The sequence below is a fragment of the Rhizobium azibense genome, assembly GCF_004342325.1.
Lineage (GTDB): Bacteria > Pseudomonadota > Alphaproteobacteria > Rhizobiales > Rhizobiaceae > Rhizobium > Rhizobium etli_B.
In genome coordinates this window covers 378,830-394,866 of record NZ_SMBJ01000006.1, presented here as the reverse complement: position 1 = coordinate 394,866, position 16,037 = coordinate 378,830, and the positions used below count along the sequence as shown (strand labels likewise).

Genomic DNA, 16,037 nt, shown 5'->3' with positions numbered 1-16,037 from the left:
TAGCATGAGGAGATTTGCCTGATATGCATGTGATGGTTATCGGCGCAGCCGGCATGGTCGGACGCAAACTGGTGGAGACGCTCGACTCCAACGCCGAAGCGCTCGGCCGCGGCATCGACAGGCTGACGCTCGTCGATGTCGTTGCTCCGCCTCTGCCTGCCGCACTTGCCTCCGTTTCCAATGCGCTGGCGCTTGATCTTTCGGATGCCGGCGCCGCAGCCAGGCTTGCCTCCTTGCGGCCGGACCTGATCTTCCATCTCGCGGCCATCGTGTCAGGTGAGGCCGAGGCGGACTTCGACAAAGGCTACCGCATCAATCTTGACGGGACGCACTCGCTCTTTGAGGCGATCCGGTACGAAGGCCAAAAAGAGCCTTACATCCCGCGCCTGATCTTTGCGTCATCAATCGCCGTCTTCGGGCAGCCATTCCCGGAGAAGATCGAAGATGATTTCTTCACGACGCCGCTGACGAGCTACGGGACGCAGAAGGCAATCTGCGAACTCCTGTTGGCCGATTATACACGGCGTGGCTTTTTCGACGGCATCGGCATTCGCCTTCCGACGATCTGCATTCGCCCTGGCAAGCCCAACAAGGCAGCCTCGGGATTTTTTTCCAACATCCTGCGCGAGCCGTTGGTCGGCCAGGAGGCCGTGCTCCCCGTCGAAGAGACCGTCCGTCACTGGTTTGCAAGCCCCCGTTCGGCAGTTGGCTTCTTCGTCCATGCAGCGCGCATCGACACCAGCGAGATCGGGCCACGCCGCAATCTGACCATGCCCGGCCTTTCTGCGCTCGTCGGCGAAGAGATCGAGGCGCTGCGCCGCGTTGCCGGCGACAAGGCCGTCAGACTCATCCGCCGCGAGGCCGACCCCACAATTCGTTCGATTGTTTCCGGCTGGGCAACCAATTTCAATGCGCAGCGCGCCGCCGCGCTCGGTTTCAAGGCGGAAACCAGTTTCGACGAAATCATCAAGATCCACATAGACGACGAACTCGGGGGTAAAATCTAACATGCCGCTATCCGCAACCCTGGAGAAAGGCAAGATCGCGCTCGTCACCGGCGGAGGCACCGGCATCGGCCGCAGCATCGCCCGGGCCTTGAGCGCTGAAGGCTATATCGTCGTCATCACCGGCCGCCGAAGCGATGTTCTGGAAAAAGCCGCCACAGAGCTTGCTGCCGAAACCGGCGGCACGGTGCGCGCGATGTCCTGCGATATCGGCCTTGCCGAGCAGGTGGCGGACCTTTTTGGTCAGATCAAAGCCGAGTTCGCTAGGCTCGACCTTCTCGTCAACAATGCCGGCACCAATATTGCGGCAATTCCGCTGGAGGACGTGAGCTTCGATCAGTGGAGCGGGGTAGTCGCGGCCAACCTCACCGGCGCCTTTCTATGCACGCAGCAGGCTTTCAAGTTGATGAAATCGCAGGAGCCGCGTGGCGGCCGCATCATCAACAACGGATCGATTTCCGCCACGACGCCGAGGCCGAATTCCGCACCTTATACGACGACGAAGCATGCGATTACCGGCCTGACGAAGTCGGCCGCACTCGACGGGCGGCCGTACGATATCGCCTGCGGCCAGATCGATATCGGCAATGCCGCAACGGATATGACATCGAAGATGAGCTCGGGAGTGCTGCAGGCGAATGGAGAGATTGCGAGCGAGCCGACGATCCCGTCCGAGCATATCGCCCGCGCCGTCGTCTATATGGCGAGCCTGCCGTTGGAGGCAAACGTGCTGACCATGACTGTGATGGCGACAAAAATGCCCCTGGTGGGCAGGGGATAGGCATAACCCAAGTTGAATTGGCCTGCGCCCTTATCCTGAGGAGGGATGGCAGGCAGGCCAAAGGCGAAGACAAGGTCTGGGAGGGACTTTTATGGCAGCTGTCGAGTTTGTCGATGTCAGAAAATCGTTCGGAGCGTTCCCCGTCATCAAGGGTGTGAACATCGAGATTGCCGACGGGGAGTTCGTGATCCTGGTCGGGCCGTCTGGGTGCGGAAAATCAACGCTTTTGAGAATGCTCGCTGGCCTCGAAAATATATCCGCCGGGCAAATTCGCATTGGCAGCCGCGTGGTCAACGGGCTGGCGCCTGGAGAACGCGATATCGCCATGGTCTTTCAGAACTATGCGCTTTATCCGCACATGACGGTCGCCCAGAACATGGCGTTTTCGCTGATGCTCAAACGTGCGCCGAAGGTGGACATGGATCAGCGCGTCAACAAGGCCGCCGGCATCCTCGGCCTCACCAAACTACTCGACCGCTATCCACGGCAGCTTTCGGGCGGTCAGCGGCAGCGCGTTGCCATGGGCCGGGCGATCGTTCGCGATCCGCAGGTCTTCCTTTTCGACGAACCGCTCTCCAACCTCGACGCCAAGCTCCGCGTCGCCATGCGCGCCGAGATCAAGGAGCTTCACCAGCGTCTTAGCACCACGACCGTCTATGTCACCCACGACCAGATCGAGGCGATGACGATGGCCGACAAGATCGTCGTCATGCATGACGGCGCGGTGGAACAAATTGGCGCGCCGCTCGATCTTTACGACAATCCGGCGAACCTCTTTGTCGCTGGCTTCATCGGCTCGCCGGCGATGAACATGTTCAAGGGCCGGCTCAATCCGGATAACGCCAACCAGTTCATCGCGTCGGACGGAACGGCCCTGCCGGTTGCAAATCCGCCTGCCGGAGCGAAGGGACGCGATCTGATCTACGGGTTGCGCCCGGAATACATCGCTCTCGATGCCAATGGTCTGCCGGCTGAGATCGTCGTCATCGAGCCGACCGGCTACGAAACGCAGTTGACCATGAGGTTCGCAGGCGCTGATGTCAGTTGCGTCTTCCGCGAACGCGTCAACGCGCGTCCAGGCGAGACGCTGCGCATTTCAATCGACGCGCCGCATGTGCATCTCTTCGATGCCGAAAGCGGACAAAGATTGAGTACCTGATAACGCTGCAGCGGAGGCAGGGAAGAAGAGGAGCCTTCCCTTGCTCATCCGCCGTTGCAATGACCGTCGTTCGCCAAGCGGGAAGGTGAACGCCGGAGAATTCGCTCCCGCTTTTCAAGGAGGAGTATTATGACAATCAAAAGACGTGATTTTCTTGCCGCGTCGGCGGCCGCGGCCGGTATCGCGGGCCTTTCGCCGTTCGGGGTCCGACCGTCTTTCGCCCAGGCCGAGCCGAATTACAAGCCGGAAGAAGGCGCAAGCCTCAGGCTTCTTCGCTGGACGCCCTTCGTCAAGGGAGACGAGGATGCCTGGCTTGCCAACACCAAGAAGTTCACCGAAGCGACCGGCGTTGCGGTTCGCGTCGACAAGGAAAGCTGGGAAGATATCCGTCCGAAGGCTGCCGTCGCCGCCAATGTCGGCTCGGGTCCGGACATGGTGATGTGCTGGTTCGACGACGCCCACCAGTATCCCGACAAACTCGTCGACCTGACCGAACTTGCGACCTATCTCGGCAACAAGTACGGCGGCTGGTATGACGGTGTCCGCGGCTATGCAACCCGCGACGACAAGTTCATCGCCATGCCACTGACGGCGATCGGCAATGCGGTCGTCTACCGCGACAGCCATGTAAAGGCGGCCGGCTTCAGCGAGTTCCCGAAGGATACGGCAGGCTTTCTTGAACTTTGCAAGGCAATGAAAGCCAAGGGCACGCCCGCCGGATTCCCGCATGGCAAGGCAGTCGGCGACGGCAACAATTATGCCCATTGGCTGCTTTGGAGCCATGGCGGCAAGATGGTGGACGAAAGCGGCAAGGTGACCATCAACAGCCCCGAAACGCTGGCTGCCATCAACTATGCGAAGGAGCTCTATGCGACCTTCATCCCGGGCACGGAAAGCTGGCAGGACATCAACAACAACCGCGCATTCCTCGCTGGGCAGGTTTCGCTGATCGCAAACGGTGTGTCAGTCTACTATGCGGCGAAAAAGGATCCAAAGCTTGCCGAACTCACCGCAGACATGAGAACAACGAACTTCCCGATTGGTCCGGTCGGCAAGAGCGTCGAGCTGCACCAGACGAGCTCGCTGCTTCTTTTCAATCATACCGAGTATCCGGAAGCCGCAAAAGCCTACATCAAGTTCATGATGGAAGCCGACCAGATGAATGCGTGGATTACAGGTTCCAGCGCCTATTGCTGCCAGCCGCTGAAGGCCTTTTCCGACAATCCCGTCTGGACGGCCGATCCGATCCATGCGCCCTATGCGCGTGCATCGGAGACACTGAGGCCGAACGGTTATGCGGGCCCTCTCGGCTATGCTTCGGCAGGCACCATGGCCGACTACGTACTCGTCGACATGTTCGCCGTTGCTGTAACCGGGCAGATGACGCCGGAAGACGCGATGAAGGAAGCAGAGCGCCGGGCAAACCGCTACTACCGGGTTTAAGCCCGCTTAAGGCCTGCAGCATGCCGGCGACGGCATGCTGCGATTGTCCATCAGGAGGTAGAACCATGTCGACCGTGACATCCGAGGATACGACGCGCGGCCGGGTCGCATCGCTCATGCAGAACAACAACATGCTCGGCTTCTTGTTCATGCTACCGGCGGCCATCTTTCTCGTGTGTTTCCTCACCTACCCGCTCGGGCTGGGCGTCTGGCTGGGCTTCACCGATACCCGGATCGGTCGCGACGGGATCTTCATCGGCCTTGAGAACTATCAGTTCCTCGCCGGGGATTCCGTTTTCTGGCTCTCGGTCTTCAATACCCTGCTTTATACGTTCGTTGCCTCCGTGTTGAAATTCGTGCTGGGCCTCTGGCTGGCACTGCTTCTCAATCAGCACCTGCCGTTCAAGTCGTTCTTCCGCGCTATCGTCCTGCTTCCATGGGTCGTTCCGACGGTGCTGTCGGGGCTGGCTTTCTGGTGGATCTACGATTCCCAGTTCTCGATCCTTTCCTGGTCGCTGATGCAGATGGGACTGATTGATGCACCGATCAATTTTCTCGGTGATCCCACGAATGCGCGAATTTCGGTGATTATCGCCAATGTCTGGCGCGGCATACCCTTCGTCGCCATCTCGCTGCTCGCCGGCCTGCAGACCATTCCCGCCTCGCTCCAGGAAGCCGCTTCGCTCGACGGTGCAACCAGCTGGCAGCGGTTCCGCTATGTGACACTGCCGATGCTGACGCCGATCATCGCCGTCGTGATGACCTTTTCGGTGCTTTTTACCTTCACCGATTTCCAGCTGATCTACGTGTTGACCAAAGGCGGTCCGGTCAATGCAACGCACCTGATGGCGACGCTGTCGTTCCAGCGCGGCATTCCGGGCGGTCAATTGGGCGAGGGGGCTGCCATTGCGGTTGCGATGATCCCCTTCCTGCTTGCCGCCATCATGTTCAGCTTCTTCGGTCTGCAGCGCCGCAAATGGCAGCAGGGCGGCCAGGATTAACGGTCGGGAGACAATCATGAACGCCAACACTACCGATCAGGTTCTGACCGACAACGTCCAGGGGATGAGTTATCTCAATCGTCTGCCACGGCGCATCGTCATGCTCTATCTGCCGATGGCAGTCTTCGTCTTCGTGCTGCTCTTTCCGTTCTATTGGATGGCGATTACCGCCGTCAAACCGAACGCGCAGTTGACCGATTACAACAACTACAGCCCCTTTTGGGTGGTCGAGCCGACGCTAGACCACATCAAGTATCTGTTCCTTGAAACCTCCTATCCGGGCTGGCTCTGGAACACCATGCTGGTTGCGGTCGGATCTACGGTGCTGTCGCTTGCAGCATCCGTTTTCGGCGCCTACGCAATCGAGCGCGTGCGCTTTACTGGATCGCGCCCGGTCGGGCTCCTCATTTTTCTCGCCTATCTCGTGCCGCCATCGATCCTCTTCATCCCGCTGGCCTTCATCGTCTTCAAGCTCGGCATCTATGATTCCAGGCTGGCGCTGATCTTCACCTATCCGACCTTCCTCATTCCGTTCTGCACCTGGCTGCTGATGGGCTATTTCCGGTCGATCCCTTTCGAGCTCGAGGAAAGTGCGTTGGTCGACGGCGCCAATCGCTGGCAGATTCTCGTGAAGATCATCCTGCCGCTTGCCGTGCCCGGGTTAATATCGGCCGGCATTTTCGCCTTCACGCTCTCGTGGAACGAGTTCATCTATGCGCTCACATTCATTCAGTCGTCCGAAAACAAGACGATTCCCGTCGGTGTTTTGACGGAGCTGGTGCGCGGTGACGTCTTCGAATGGGGATCACTGATGGCCGGGGCCTTGTTCGGCTCGCTGCCCGTCGTGATCCTCTATTCGTTCTTCGTCGACTACTATGTCTCGTCGATGACCGGGGCGGTGAAGGAATGACGAAAACTGAGTGTCAGCGTTCGCGAGAGAGAGGGGTGGATGAACAGGATTGATCTGGAAGGCCAGCATGCGATCGTCACAGGAGGTGCACAGGGTATTGGTTTTGCAATCGCCAGCCGTCTCATAGCCTCCGGTGCGGAGGTCACGCTCTGGGACATGGATGGGCCGTTGCTCAAAAAGGCGGAGGCTGCGCTTGGCGCAGGAGCTCGCAGCGCCGTTGCCGATATCTCACGCTTCGACCAGGTCGAGGCTGCCTATGCCGCCACTGCCGCCGATGGCCCACCGGTTTCGATCCTCGTCAATTCCGCCGGCATCGCCGGAGATGCAGCGCCGGTTGACACCTACGACATCGCCATGTGGGCGAAGATCATCGATATCAATCTCACCGGCACATTCTACGTCAACCGCGCAGTTGTCCCGGACATGAAGGCGCGAAACTATGGCCGCATCGTCAATATTGCCTCGATCGCGGGCAAGGAAGGCAATCCGAACGCTGCGGCCTATTCCGCCTCGAAGGCAGGCGTCATCGGTCTTACCAAGTCGCTGGGCAAGGAGCTTGCAGCCTACGACATCGCCGTCAATTGCATTACGCCGGCAACCGCTCAGACGCGGATTCTGGAACAGTTGACGCCGGAATTCATCGAATATATGCGCTCGCGCATTCCGCGCGGCCGCTTTTTGAAAGTCGAGGAGGCAGCTTCCATGGTCGCCTGGCTGGTATCAAAGGAAAACAGCTTTACCACAGCCTCGATATTCGACCTGTCAGGCGGGCGTGCCACCTATTGAAGGACATGGCGCTTCACCAACTTAGGCCGTGGCACCTGGAAAAATCTCGAAGCCTGTATCGACAATGGATCTCGTTTGCGGCCGCTGCGGCGTTTCGAATGCCTTTTCCACTGATGTGCGGCCAATCAGGAAGCGGTTGGAGCGTACAGTCGCAAGAGGCTGCGGCAGTTCGCGGCCGATATCTAGGCCATTGAAACCAAAGATGGCAAGATCGTCGGGCATGCGAACGCCGGAACCGAGGCAGTGGAAGACACCGCCGAGAGCCATGTCGTCGTTGGAATAGATGATCGCGTCGAGCTTTGCCGGCCCGGCCAAAAGGCGTGCCGTCATCTCCCGTCCGACACCGACGGAACTCGGCGCATCGGCGATCGCCTGGGCGGCAATTTGCAATCCCGCGTCGCCCAAGGCGCCACAGATCCCGTCGTAGCGCAGACGGGCCCGCCTGTCGGCATTCCAGTCATGACCGACATATCCGAACCGGTGGTATCCGCGCTCGACAAGGTATTGACCCGTGGCATAGCCGGCACGCCGATGCGACATGCCGACGGCGATATCGATCGGTGCCGAATCGATGTCCATCATCTCGACAATGCGGATTCCGCTTTCAAAAAGCATGCGATGGGTTGCCGGGGTATGATCGAAGCCGGCAATCAGGATGGCTGCGGGCTTCCATGACAGCAGTCCGCGAACGATCGTTTCCTCCAGATCGATGTCGTAGCCGGTAATGCTGATGACGGGCTGATAGTCGCTGCCGCGCAAAGCGGAATGGACACCTTGCAAAACTTCGGGAAACACGATGTTGGACAGTGAGGGAACGATGACGCCAACCAGATGGGAATCGAGCGAGGCAAGCGAACCGGCAATCCGGTTGGGGACATAACCCGTCGCCCGGACGGCCTCCATCACTCGCCGGCGCGTCTCTTCTGCAACCGGCCCCTTGTTGCGCATGATCCGCGAGACGGTCGACTCGCCCACGCCGGCGCGAAGGGCGACATCCCTGACCGTCACCTTGCTTTTCCTTGCCGGCAGACGCTGTTTTTGCTGCATCAAGTCCTCCTGATTCAGCCCCGGGCGAGCGTCATCTCCACGTTCACGAGCCGCTGCATAAAAGGCCAGCTCAACGTTCGATTGCCGCTGCTTGTGCTCAGCGGCTTGCAAAAGCCTCTAGCCAGCCAAGACCTGCCACCGTCTTGCCTGCAGGGCGATACTCGCAGCCCACGAAGCCCTTATAGCCAAGTCCATCCAGCTCTCGGAGCACACGAAAATCGTCAAGCTCGCCCGTTGCGGGTTCGTTGCGCAGCGGCACCGAAGCAATCTGTACGTGGCCGACGAGCGGTATAAGCTGTCGGAGCCCCGTGAGCACATCGCCGTGAATGATCTGACGATGATAGATGTCGAATTGCAGCTTCAGGTTTGGCCTCTTCAATGCACTGATGATGTCGGCTGCGAAGTCGAAGTCGTTGAGAAAATAGCCCGGCATGTCCCGCGGGTTAATCGGCTCGATGACGATGTCGATGTCGCTTTCGCCTGCCCGGTCGCAGGCGAATGCCAGAGAGTCGCGGTAAACCGCAATCGCGGCCGGGTCCCGGCGCGAAGCCAGACCGCTCATGACATGCAGCGTGCGGGCCCCTGCGCATCGGGCGTATTCTAAGGCGGTATCCACCGAGGTTCGAAATTCGCTTCTCCGGCCGTCGAGCGCAGCAAGGCCCCGTTCGCCGGCCTGCCAGTTTCCCGGCGGCAAGTTGAAGAGTGCAAGCGTCAATCCGTTTTCCCGCAGGCGCTCGCCGATGACCTCCGGCGGGTGGTCATAGGGAAACAGGAACTCGACGGCGGAAAAGCCGACCATTGCCGCTGCCGCGAACCGTTCCAAAAACGCCACTTCGTTGAACATCATGGTAAGGTTTGCGGCGAATTGCGGCATCACGCAGCCTCCGGCCCGCCGGGAAGCTCAATGCCCGTCACTTTTGCGATCAGCCTTGCGACGGAGGCATCATCGTCTCGGCCCATGCCGGCTGCAGCCGTCATGATGAACATCTGAAGTGCCGTGGAAGTGATCGGCAGTGGAAATTTCAGCCCGCGCCCAAGGTCCGACACGATGCCAAGGTCCTTCGTGAAAATATCGACGGCGCTCTGGGGGGAATAATCACCTTGCAGGATGTGGGGGACGCGGTTTTCGAACATCCAGGAATTGCCGGCCGACGCTATGATGACCTCATAGACCTTGTCGATATCAAGACCAAGCGCCTTGGCAAAGGTTATCGCTTCACAGGCGGCCGCGATATGAACGCCGGCAAGGAGCTGGTTGACGATCTTGAAGGATGATCCGATGCCGGGCCGGTCTGCGAGTTCGTAGACCTTCACGGCAATCGCATCAAGCACGGGGCGGGCATGGTTGAAAGCTTCGGGTCGTCCCGATGCCATTATCGTGAGTTGCCCGGTAGCGGCACGTTTGGCGCCGCCGCTGATGGGCCCGTCGATATAGTTCAGAGCGAGCGCGCCGGCGCGTTGCGCCAGATCTTCGGCCGTCTGCGGCGGCATCGTTGCAAAGGAAAGGATCGTGCCGCCCTTCGACATGCTGTGGGCCGCACCGCCCTTACCAAATAGAACCTGTTCTGTCTGGGCGCCATCAACGACCACGGTCACGACGACATCGGCCCCGGCAGCTGCTTCGGCTGGACTTGCGGCCCCTTTGCCTCCTGCCGCCACGAACCGCGACGTCGTTTCGGCGCTGATGTCGTAGCCGTGGGTCTCAAAGCCCTTCTCCAGCAGTGATGTCGCGATGCCAAAACCCATCGATCCGAGACCGATGACGCAGAGCTTCAGGTTAACCGCTTCGCTCATGCTCGAAATCCATTGTTGCATTCACTTTGGGCGCAATTGGCTTGAATCGTGATCTGCGAAAAACTGATGACAGCGCTGCCACTCTATGGTTAGCTTATCGGCAGAACGGATTGCAAGTTCTATTTCTCATCGGGTACTTGCACTTCGTCAGCCCGCTCATTCAACGCAAACAGGCAGGAGAAACGATGTGCTAATCGGTGCTGTAGCCGACGACATCACCGGAGCCACCGATCTTTGCCTCATGCTGTCGCGTGAAGGCATGAAGACCCTGCAAGTCATCGGAATGCCGGAGGAAGGGACTGATTTTGGCGATGCCGATGCGGTGGTCGTCGCGCTCAAATCGAGAACGGTCCCTGCGGCCGAAGCCGTCAGGGATTCGACGGCGGCGGCCGGCAAGCTGCTTGCCGCCGGTGCAGAGCAGCTGCTGTTCAAATATTGCTCGACGTTCGATTCCACTGATGACGGCAATATCGGGCCGGTCGCCGACGCGCTTCAGGATCTGACCGGGGCCGAGCTGACAATTGCTTGTCCGTCCTTTCCTGCAGCCGGCCGCACCGTCTATAAGGGGCATCTTTTTGTCGGCGACCGGCTCCTGTCGGAAAGCTCTCTGAAGGACCATCCCTTAACGCCAATGCACGATCCCGATCTTGTCCGGGTCCTGCAACGGCAGACAAGACGGCCGGTCGGTCTTGTCGATTGGCCGGTGATCGCCAGGGGCGAAGACGCCATCCGGGGGGCATTTGCGCAGCAGCAGGCGGCAGGAAAGCGCATCCTCGTCGTCGATACATTGTCGGATGCCGATCTGCGCACGATCGGGGCGGCTTGCGACGGCATGAAGCTTGTGACGGGCGGTTCCGGCATTGCCATGGGCTTGCCCGAGAATTTCAGAAAACGCAAGAAATTGCCCGTCCGCAGGGCCATGACCCGCATGACGGCGCCGGCAGGGCGCCGGGTTGTCCTTGCCGGATCCTGCTCGCTTGCTACCCGCGGTCAGATCGAGGTTGCCCGCAATGACGCTGCGGCGGTTCTGAGGCTTGATATTTCGGCCGTTGCCGATGGAAGCCAGAGCGCGGCAGAAATCGCCGACTGGGTGATTTCGCAAGACAAGGACCGTCTGCCGCTCGTTTATTCCAGCGCCAGTCCCGAACAACTTCAGAGCATCCAGGCGGCCATGGGACGGCACGAATCCGGAGCGCTCGTCGAACAGACGCTGGCCGAGGTGGCCGAGCGGCTGAAGCAGAATGGCTTTACCCGTTTTCTGATTGCTGGCGGAGAGACTTCAGGCGCGGTGATCAATGCGCTCGGCGTCAAGACACTTTCGATCGGCCCTGAAATCGATCCCGGCGTGCCATGGACCCGCAGCCTAAGCGGTCCCGACATTGTGCTGGCTTTGAAATCCGGCAACTTCGGCGCTCCGGATTTCTTCCTGAAAGCATGGGCGCAGCTTGAAACGGAGGGGTCGGATGTCTGAGATTAACCGCGTGCGTGAAGAGATATGCCGTACGGGGCAGTCGCTATTCGAGCGTGGGCTGACCTCCGGCTCGACCGGCAATATCTCCGTTCGCCTTTCCGACGGCGGTTGGCTGATGACGCCGACCAATGCCTCGATGGGGACGCTTGATCCGGCCCGCCTTTCCCTCTTCGACGCCTCGGGCAAACTCCTGTCCGGCGATGCGCCGACCAAGGAAGCATTTCTGCATTTTTCGATGTATGGCGAGCGCGGTGATGCCGGCGCTGTCGTCCATCTCCATTCGAGCCATGCAACTGCCGTCAGCATTCTGCGCGATATCGATCCGTTCGACGTGCTGCCGCCCTTGACCGCCTATTACGTCATGCGCGTGGGGCGCTTGCCTCTTGTTCCCTATTTTGCCCCTGGGGATATGGCGCTCGCAGACGCGGTGCGGTCGCTGGCCGGTCGTCATCACGCCATGCTGCTTGCCAATCATGGGCCGGTCGTCGCCGGCACGACGCTCGCAAACGCCCAGTTCGCCGCCGAAGAGCTTGAGGAAACTGCAAAGCTTTTTCTCATGCTGCAGCATCACGCCAAAAGGATGCTGAGTGCAGAACAGGTAGACGAATTGCGCAAACGCTTCAACCTACCTTAGGCCGATCGCCAGCAGAACTTCGAAACGATTGAACGGGAGAGAAACGTGGCTGAGATCAAGGAGAAAGTCGGATTTGTCGGCGTTGGACTGATGGGTCACGGGATTGCGAAGAACATCGTCGAAAAAGGCTTCCCGCTGACGGTGATCGCACACCGTAATCGAGATCCGGTCGACGACCTCATCGGCCGCGGCGCCCGCGAGGCGGGTTCGCTTTCGGAGCTTGCGAAAAATTCGACGATGATCTTTCTGTGCCTCACAAGCTCGAAGGAAGTGTCCCTGGTGATCGAGGAAATGCGGCCGGCCCTTGCCCCGGAAACGGTGATTGTCGACTGCTCGACCGGGGATCCCACGGTGACAATGCGTATTGCCGAAACGCTTGCGGCGCTAAAGGTCCATTTTGCCGACGCACCGCTTAGCCGGACGCCGAAGGAGGCGTGGGAGGGGACTTTGGACTGCATGGTCGGCGCCGATGATGCGACATTCGAACGGATTCAGCCGGTGGTATCGACATGGGCGGCAAAGATCGTTCATATCGGCGGGGTCGCCGACGGTCATCGTATGAAGCTTCTCAACAATTTCATTTCGTTGGGCATGGGCGCTCTCTTTGCCGAGGCTCTGGCACTTTCCCGAAAGGTCGGAATCTCGGTGGAACGCTTCGACAGCGTCATCCGGGGCGGGCGCATGGACAGCGGATTTTACCAGACCTTCATGGGTTATGCTCTGGACGGGAATCGAAATGCGCATCGCTTCACGCTTTCGAACGCGTATAAGGATTTGAAATATCTGGAATCCATGGCAAATGACGCGACCGTTGCCACGCCGCTTGCAAGTGCGGTGAAGAATTCATATGCGGCGGCAGTGGCAGACGGCGGCAACGGTCCTGAGGATTACGTGCCGCATCTTGCAGATTTTGTTGCCCGGAGAAACAATGTCGGTTGACCGCAGATCAAGGTAAGCGACGGTGTTGCGATCGGCTGAAATAAGTTTCAGCAGCGTCTAATCGATATTATCTTATCAGGTAAGTTGACGCTTCGCGCGAAATCAACTTCTATCCGCCACCGCTTTTTGGGGAGGTTGAAGGATGCGTGTCGTAACAAAGATTGCCGAACTGCGGGAGCAGGTTGCGGCGATCAAGAAGGAAGGCCGGACCCTCGGATTCGTCCCGACGATGGGGTACCTTCACTCCGGGCATATGGAGCTGGTCGCGCGTGCACGCACCGACAACGATGCCGTCGTCGTCTCCATATTCGTCAATCCGTTGCAGTTCGGAAAGAACGAAGACCTGACGCGCTATCCGAGAGACCTGGAAAGGGACAGCGCCATGCTCTCTGCCGCCGGCGTCGATATCCTTTTTTGCCCAAGCGTTTCGGAGATGTATCCGCGACCGATGCAGACGATCGTGGACGTGCCGGCACTCGGCAGCGAATTGGAAGGTGCCGTGCGGCCCGGACATTTTGCCGGTGTTGCGACTGTCGTGACCAAGCTTTTCAATATCGTTCAGCCGGATGCCGCCTATTTTGGCAAAAAGGACTACCAACAGGTCGTAATCATCAAGCGGATGGTCGAGGATCTTGCACTGCCGGTCCGCATTGTCGCGGTCGAGACTGTCCGGGAAGCCGACGGGCTCGCGTTTTCATCGCGAAACAGTTACCTGACGGCGCAGGAGCGTGCCGCAGCGGTGATCGTTCCAAAGGCCCTTGAGGAAGCCGAACGACTTTGCCGGGAGGGCATCGACGGGCCTCAGGCGCTAGAGGCGGCATTGGCCGCGTTCATTGCACGCGAGCCGCTCGCCGTGGCTGAAGTCGTCGCCGTTCGCGATCCGCAGACCCTGACACGACTTGAAACCTTGCACGGTCGGCAGGCCCTTGTCGCCCTTTTCGTGCGGATCGGTTCGACAAGGCTCCTTGACAACAGGATCATCGGCCACCGGCGCCACGCCCAGTCGAGGGCTGCGTGATGAGCAAGCCCTCCAATCAACGGCGGCTGACGCCAATTCGCATCCAGTCCATGAAGGGCTCAACGCCGATCGTTTGCCTGACCGCTTATACGACACCGATGGCGCGTGCCCTTGATGCCCATTGCGATCTGCTTTTGGTCGGCGATTCCGTCGGCATGGTGCTCTATGGCCTGCCGAGCACGACTTCCGTTACGCTCGACATGATGATCGCCCACGGCCAGGCGGTCATGCGGGGGGTCTCGCGGGCCTGCGTCATCGTCGATTTGCCCTTCGGCAGCTACCAGGAATCGAAAGAACAGGCTTTCCGCAGTGCCGTGCGTATCATGAAGGAAACCGGCTGCGACGGCGTCAAGCTGGAGGGTGGCGAGGAGATGGTCGAGACCATCGCCTTTTTGACCGCGCGCGGCGTGCCGGTATGCGGACATATCGGGCTGATGCCGCAACAGGTGCACACCGCCGGCGGTTACCGCTCGCTCGGCCACAACGAAAGCGAGATCGCCAGGGTCAGGCGCGATGCCCGAGCAGTCGGCGGATCCGGCGCTTTTGCGGTCGTCGTCGAGGGAATGGTGGAGCCTCTGGCGCGCGAGGTGACCGCCTCGATCCACGCCGCGACGATCGGCATCGGCGCCTCGCCGGCCTGCGACGGGCAGATTTTGGTAGCCGAAGACATGCTGGGCGTCTTCACCGATTTCAAGCCCAAATTCGTCAAACGCTATGCTGGACTTGCACAGACGATCGAGGAGGCGGCAAGCGCCTATGCTGACGATGTGCGAAATCGACGGTTCCCGGCCAAGGAACACACGTTCGACGTTCGATCACCGCAGTGATCTGTGGGTTCTGAATGCCATGCTCCTATCGGTTCACCTTTGCAAATTCGTGAAACCGGTCGGCCTATCTTTTTTGCATGCACGAAAAACATTTATCAGCAGCACTGTCGATTTCGACGGCCGTCGATCGTCCTTGAACAGGCGAGCGCTCCAGTTCCGGAATGACGGCCGGCGCCACGCGTTCAAAAGCTAGGAGAGTCCGGCACAGGTTTCTCTCTCACGATCAGATCGATGGAGGATATTATGGCTGATCATCCGCACCTGACACCCGCAATCGAACTCGCCCGCAGAAACGGCGCCCGATTTCCGAACGAGAGTGAAGACTACCGGCGTGCGCGCGACGCGCTGCTTGCCGAAGAGATCGAGCTGCGCCGCCACATAGAACGCGTCGCCGCGCAAAGACGCGCTCTTCCGCCTGGAGGCGTAGTGACGAAGGAATACAGATTTGAGGGAAATAACGGTATCGTGTCGTTGAAAGACCTGTTCGCCGACAAGAACACGCTGGTTGTTTACAGCTACATGTTCGGGCCTGAGCGCGAACGTCCTTGTCCTATGTGTACATCCTTATTATCCGCCTGGGATGGGGAAGTGCCCGACATGCAGCAGCGCATAGCGCTCGCGGTTGTTGCCCGTTCGCCCCTCGAAAGGCTGCTGTCGTTCCAGAAGGAGCGCGGTTGGCGTTATCTACCGCTCTATTCGGATATTGATGACGACTATAGCCGGGACTATCGCGCGCTCGGTCATGGCGGCAGCGATGATGCGGCATTCAACGTCTTCACGCGACGCGACGGGACGATCCGGCATTTCTGGAGCGAGGAAATGGGACCGGCGACAGCCGACCCGGGACAAGACCCGCGCGGTGCTCCCGACGCCATGCCTATCTGGACGGTGCTCGATTGCACGCCGGAAGGACGTGCGCCGGACTGGTATCCGAAGCTCTCCTACCCGAGTTGACCGTCTGAAGCGAATATCGGGGAGGGAGGTTGCGCAAGGCCGGTCCGCCACAGAAATCAAGGGCCGGGTTCGATTTTAGCGGTCCGGCCGAGACGGAATAACTGCGCGAATGGCCACAAATGATGGGAGAATTGTCAAAAAAGTATCAGCGGGAGGTCGATGGCGTAGTAGCGATCGCTGATGCCTGCGGGTAAAGTCCCCATCAGAAAATGATGACCTCTGGGAGGAGGCGCCATTGCCGGTGAAATTCCGGTTGAAGCGCAGGGAGG

Annotated in this window: 16 protein-coding genes; 13 read left to right on the top strand and 3 right to left on the bottom strand. The window is 59.5% G+C overall.

The features are described from left to right. Positions 1-23 precede the first annotated feature (23 nt). From denD to EV130_RS17510, 7 genes are all read left to right on the top strand, one after another. Complete coding sequence (gene denD / locus EV130_RS17540) at positions 24-1,007, top strand: D-erythronate dehydrogenase (RefSeq protein WP_132550894.1); 984 nt, start codon at positions 24-26, stop codon at positions 1,005-1,007. 1 nt (position 1,008) lies between these two features. Beyond that, positions 1,009-1,785 carry an SDR family oxidoreductase gene (locus EV130_RS17535; RefSeq protein WP_074064305.1) on the top strand — a complete coding sequence of 259 codons (777 nt, stop codon included), beginning with the start codon at positions 1,009-1,011 and terminating at the stop codon, positions 1,783-1,785. A 91-nt stretch (positions 1,786-1,876) separates the two neighbouring features. Continuing rightward, the gene (locus tag EV130_RS17530) at positions 1,877-2,944 is read left to right on the top strand and encodes an ABC transporter ATP-binding protein (protein ID WP_074064306.1); all 1,068 of its coding nucleotides are present in this window, start codon (positions 1,877-1,879) and stop codon (positions 2,942-2,944) included. A 129-nt stretch (positions 2,945-3,073) separates the two neighbouring features. Further along, positions 3,074-4,387 carry an ABC transporter substrate-binding protein gene (locus tag EV130_RS17525; protein ID WP_074064307.1) on the top strand — a complete coding sequence of 438 codons (1,314 nt, stop codon included), beginning with the start codon at positions 3,074-3,076 and terminating at the stop codon, positions 4,385-4,387. Between the two features lie 65 nt (positions 4,388-4,452). Then, complete coding sequence (locus tag EV130_RS17520; RefSeq protein WP_074064308.1) at positions 4,453-5,388, top strand: carbohydrate ABC transporter permease; 936 nt, start codon at positions 4,453-4,455, stop codon at positions 5,386-5,388. 16 nt (positions 5,389-5,404) lie between these two features. Then, positions 5,405-6,298 (top strand): carbohydrate ABC transporter permease, encoded by an 894-nt coding sequence (locus EV130_RS17515; protein WP_074064309.1) that lies wholly within the window; start codon positions 5,405-5,407, stop codon positions 6,296-6,298. Positions 6,299-6,337: 39 nt separating this feature from the next. Next, positions 6,338-7,084, top strand: a complete 747-nt coding sequence (locus EV130_RS17510; RefSeq protein ID WP_074064310.1) for an SDR family NAD(P)-dependent oxidoreductase — start codon at positions 6,338-6,340, stop codon at positions 7,082-7,084. Between the two features lie 21 nt (positions 7,085-7,105). Here the strand turns inward: EV130_RS17510 and EV130_RS17505 are convergent, their stop codons facing one another. The 3 genes from EV130_RS17505 to ltnD all read right to left on the bottom strand — a co-directional run bounded on the left by EV130_RS17505 (position 7,106) and on the right by ltnD (position 9,925). Then, positions 7,106-8,131, bottom strand: a complete 1,026-nt coding sequence (locus tag EV130_RS17505) for a LacI family DNA-binding transcriptional regulator (RefSeq protein ID WP_074064311.1) — start codon at positions 8,129-8,131, stop codon at positions 7,106-7,108. Between the two features lie 97 nt (positions 8,132-8,228). Continuing rightward, positions 8,229-9,005: a 2-oxo-tetronate isomerase gene (otnI, locus tag EV130_RS17500; RefSeq protein ID WP_074064312.1), complete on the bottom strand. Its 777-nt coding sequence runs from the start codon at positions 9,003-9,005 to the stop codon at positions 8,229-8,231. Next, the gene (ltnD, locus tag EV130_RS17495; protein ID WP_132550892.1) at positions 9,005-9,925 is read right to left on the bottom strand and encodes an L-threonate dehydrogenase; all 921 of its coding nucleotides are present in this window, start codon (positions 9,923-9,925) and stop codon (positions 9,005-9,007) included. The genes otnI and ltnD overlap by 1 nt, the downstream gene beginning before the upstream one ends. 187 nt (positions 9,926-10,112) lie before the next feature. Between ltnD and otnK the strand changes: the two genes are divergently transcribed. The 6 genes from otnK (at position 10,113) to EV130_RS17465 (ending at position 15,768) form a co-directional block, all read left to right on the top strand. Next, positions 10,113-11,396: a 3-oxo-tetronate kinase gene (gene otnK / locus EV130_RS17490; protein ID WP_074064313.1), complete on the top strand. Its 1,284-nt coding sequence runs from the start codon at positions 10,113-10,115 to the stop codon at positions 11,394-11,396. Continuing rightward, positions 11,389-12,030: a 3-oxo-tetronate 4-phosphate decarboxylase gene (gene otnC, locus EV130_RS17485; protein WP_132550890.1), complete on the top strand. Its 642-nt coding sequence runs from the start codon at positions 11,389-11,391 to the stop codon at positions 12,028-12,030. Before otnK ends, otnC begins: the two co-directional genes overlap by 8 nt. A 45-nt stretch (positions 12,031-12,075) precedes the next feature. Beyond that, positions 12,076-12,969, top strand: a complete 894-nt coding sequence (locus tag EV130_RS17480) for an NAD(P)-dependent oxidoreductase (protein ID WP_257788711.1) — start codon at positions 12,076-12,078, stop codon at positions 12,967-12,969. A gap of 142 nt (positions 12,970-13,111) precedes the next feature. Then, on the top strand, positions 13,112-13,987 hold the full coding sequence (gene panC / locus EV130_RS17475; protein WP_132660931.1) for a pantoate--beta-alanine ligase: 876 nt from the start codon (positions 13,112-13,114) through the stop codon (positions 13,985-13,987). Further along, positions 13,987-14,814 carry a 3-methyl-2-oxobutanoate hydroxymethyltransferase gene (panB, locus tag EV130_RS17470; protein ID WP_074064316.1) on the top strand — a complete coding sequence of 276 codons (828 nt, stop codon included), beginning with the start codon at positions 13,987-13,989 and terminating at the stop codon, positions 14,812-14,814. The genes panC and panB overlap by 1 nt, the downstream gene beginning before the upstream one ends. 243 nt (positions 14,815-15,057) lie before the next feature. After that, positions 15,058-15,768 (top strand): DUF899 family protein, encoded by a 711-nt coding sequence (locus EV130_RS17465; protein WP_074064317.1) that lies wholly within the window; start codon positions 15,058-15,060, stop codon positions 15,766-15,768. Positions 15,769-16,037: the final 269 nt, after the last annotated feature.

Excerpts from the sequence above, each read along its gene's own strand:
- denD (WP_132550894.1), top strand. The coding sequence starts at position 24 with ATGCATGTGATGGTTATCGGCGCAGCCGGCATGGTCGGACGCAAACTG.
- EV130_RS17535 (WP_074064305.1), top strand. The coding sequence starts at position 1,009 with ATGCCGCTATCCGCAACCCTGGAGAAAGGCAAGATCGCGCTCGTCACC.
- EV130_RS17530 (WP_074064306.1), top strand. The coding sequence starts at position 1,877 with ATGGCAGCTGTCGAGTTTGTCGATGTCAGAAAATCGTTCGGAGCGTTC.
- EV130_RS17525 (WP_074064307.1), top strand. The coding sequence starts at position 3,074 with ATGACAATCAAAAGACGTGATTTTCTTGCCGCGTCGGCGGCCGCGGCC.
- EV130_RS17520 (WP_074064308.1), top strand. The coding sequence starts at position 4,453 with ATGTCGACCGTGACATCCGAGGATACGACGCGCGGCCGGGTCGCATCG.
- EV130_RS17515 (WP_074064309.1), top strand. The coding sequence starts at position 5,405 with ATGAACGCCAACACTACCGATCAGGTTCTGACCGACAACGTCCAGGGG.
- EV130_RS17510 (WP_074064310.1), top strand. The coding sequence starts at position 6,338 with ATGAACAGGATTGATCTGGAAGGCCAGCATGCGATCGTCACAGGAGGT.
- EV130_RS17505 (WP_074064311.1), bottom strand. The coding sequence starts at position 8,131 with ATGCAGCAAAAACAGCGTCTGCCGGCAAGGAAAAGCAAGGTGACGGTC.
- otnI (WP_074064312.1), bottom strand. The coding sequence starts at position 9,005 with ATGCCGCAATTCGCCGCAAACCTTACCATGATGTTCAACGAAGTGGCG.
- ltnD (WP_132550892.1), bottom strand. The coding sequence starts at position 9,925 with ATGAGCGAAGCGGTTAACCTGAAGCTCTGCGTCATCGGTCTCGGATCG.
- otnC (WP_132550890.1), top strand. The coding sequence starts at position 11,389 with ATGTCTGAGATTAACCGCGTGCGTGAAGAGATATGCCGTACGGGGCAG.
- panC (WP_132660931.1), top strand. The coding sequence starts at position 13,112 with ATGCGTGTCGTAACAAAGATTGCCGAACTGCGGGAGCAGGTTGCGGCG.
- panB (WP_074064316.1), top strand. The coding sequence starts at position 13,987 with ATGAGCAAGCCCTCCAATCAACGGCGGCTGACGCCAATTCGCATCCAG.
- EV130_RS17465 (WP_074064317.1), top strand. The coding sequence starts at position 15,058 with ATGGCTGATCATCCGCACCTGACACCCGCAATCGAACTCGCCCGCAGA.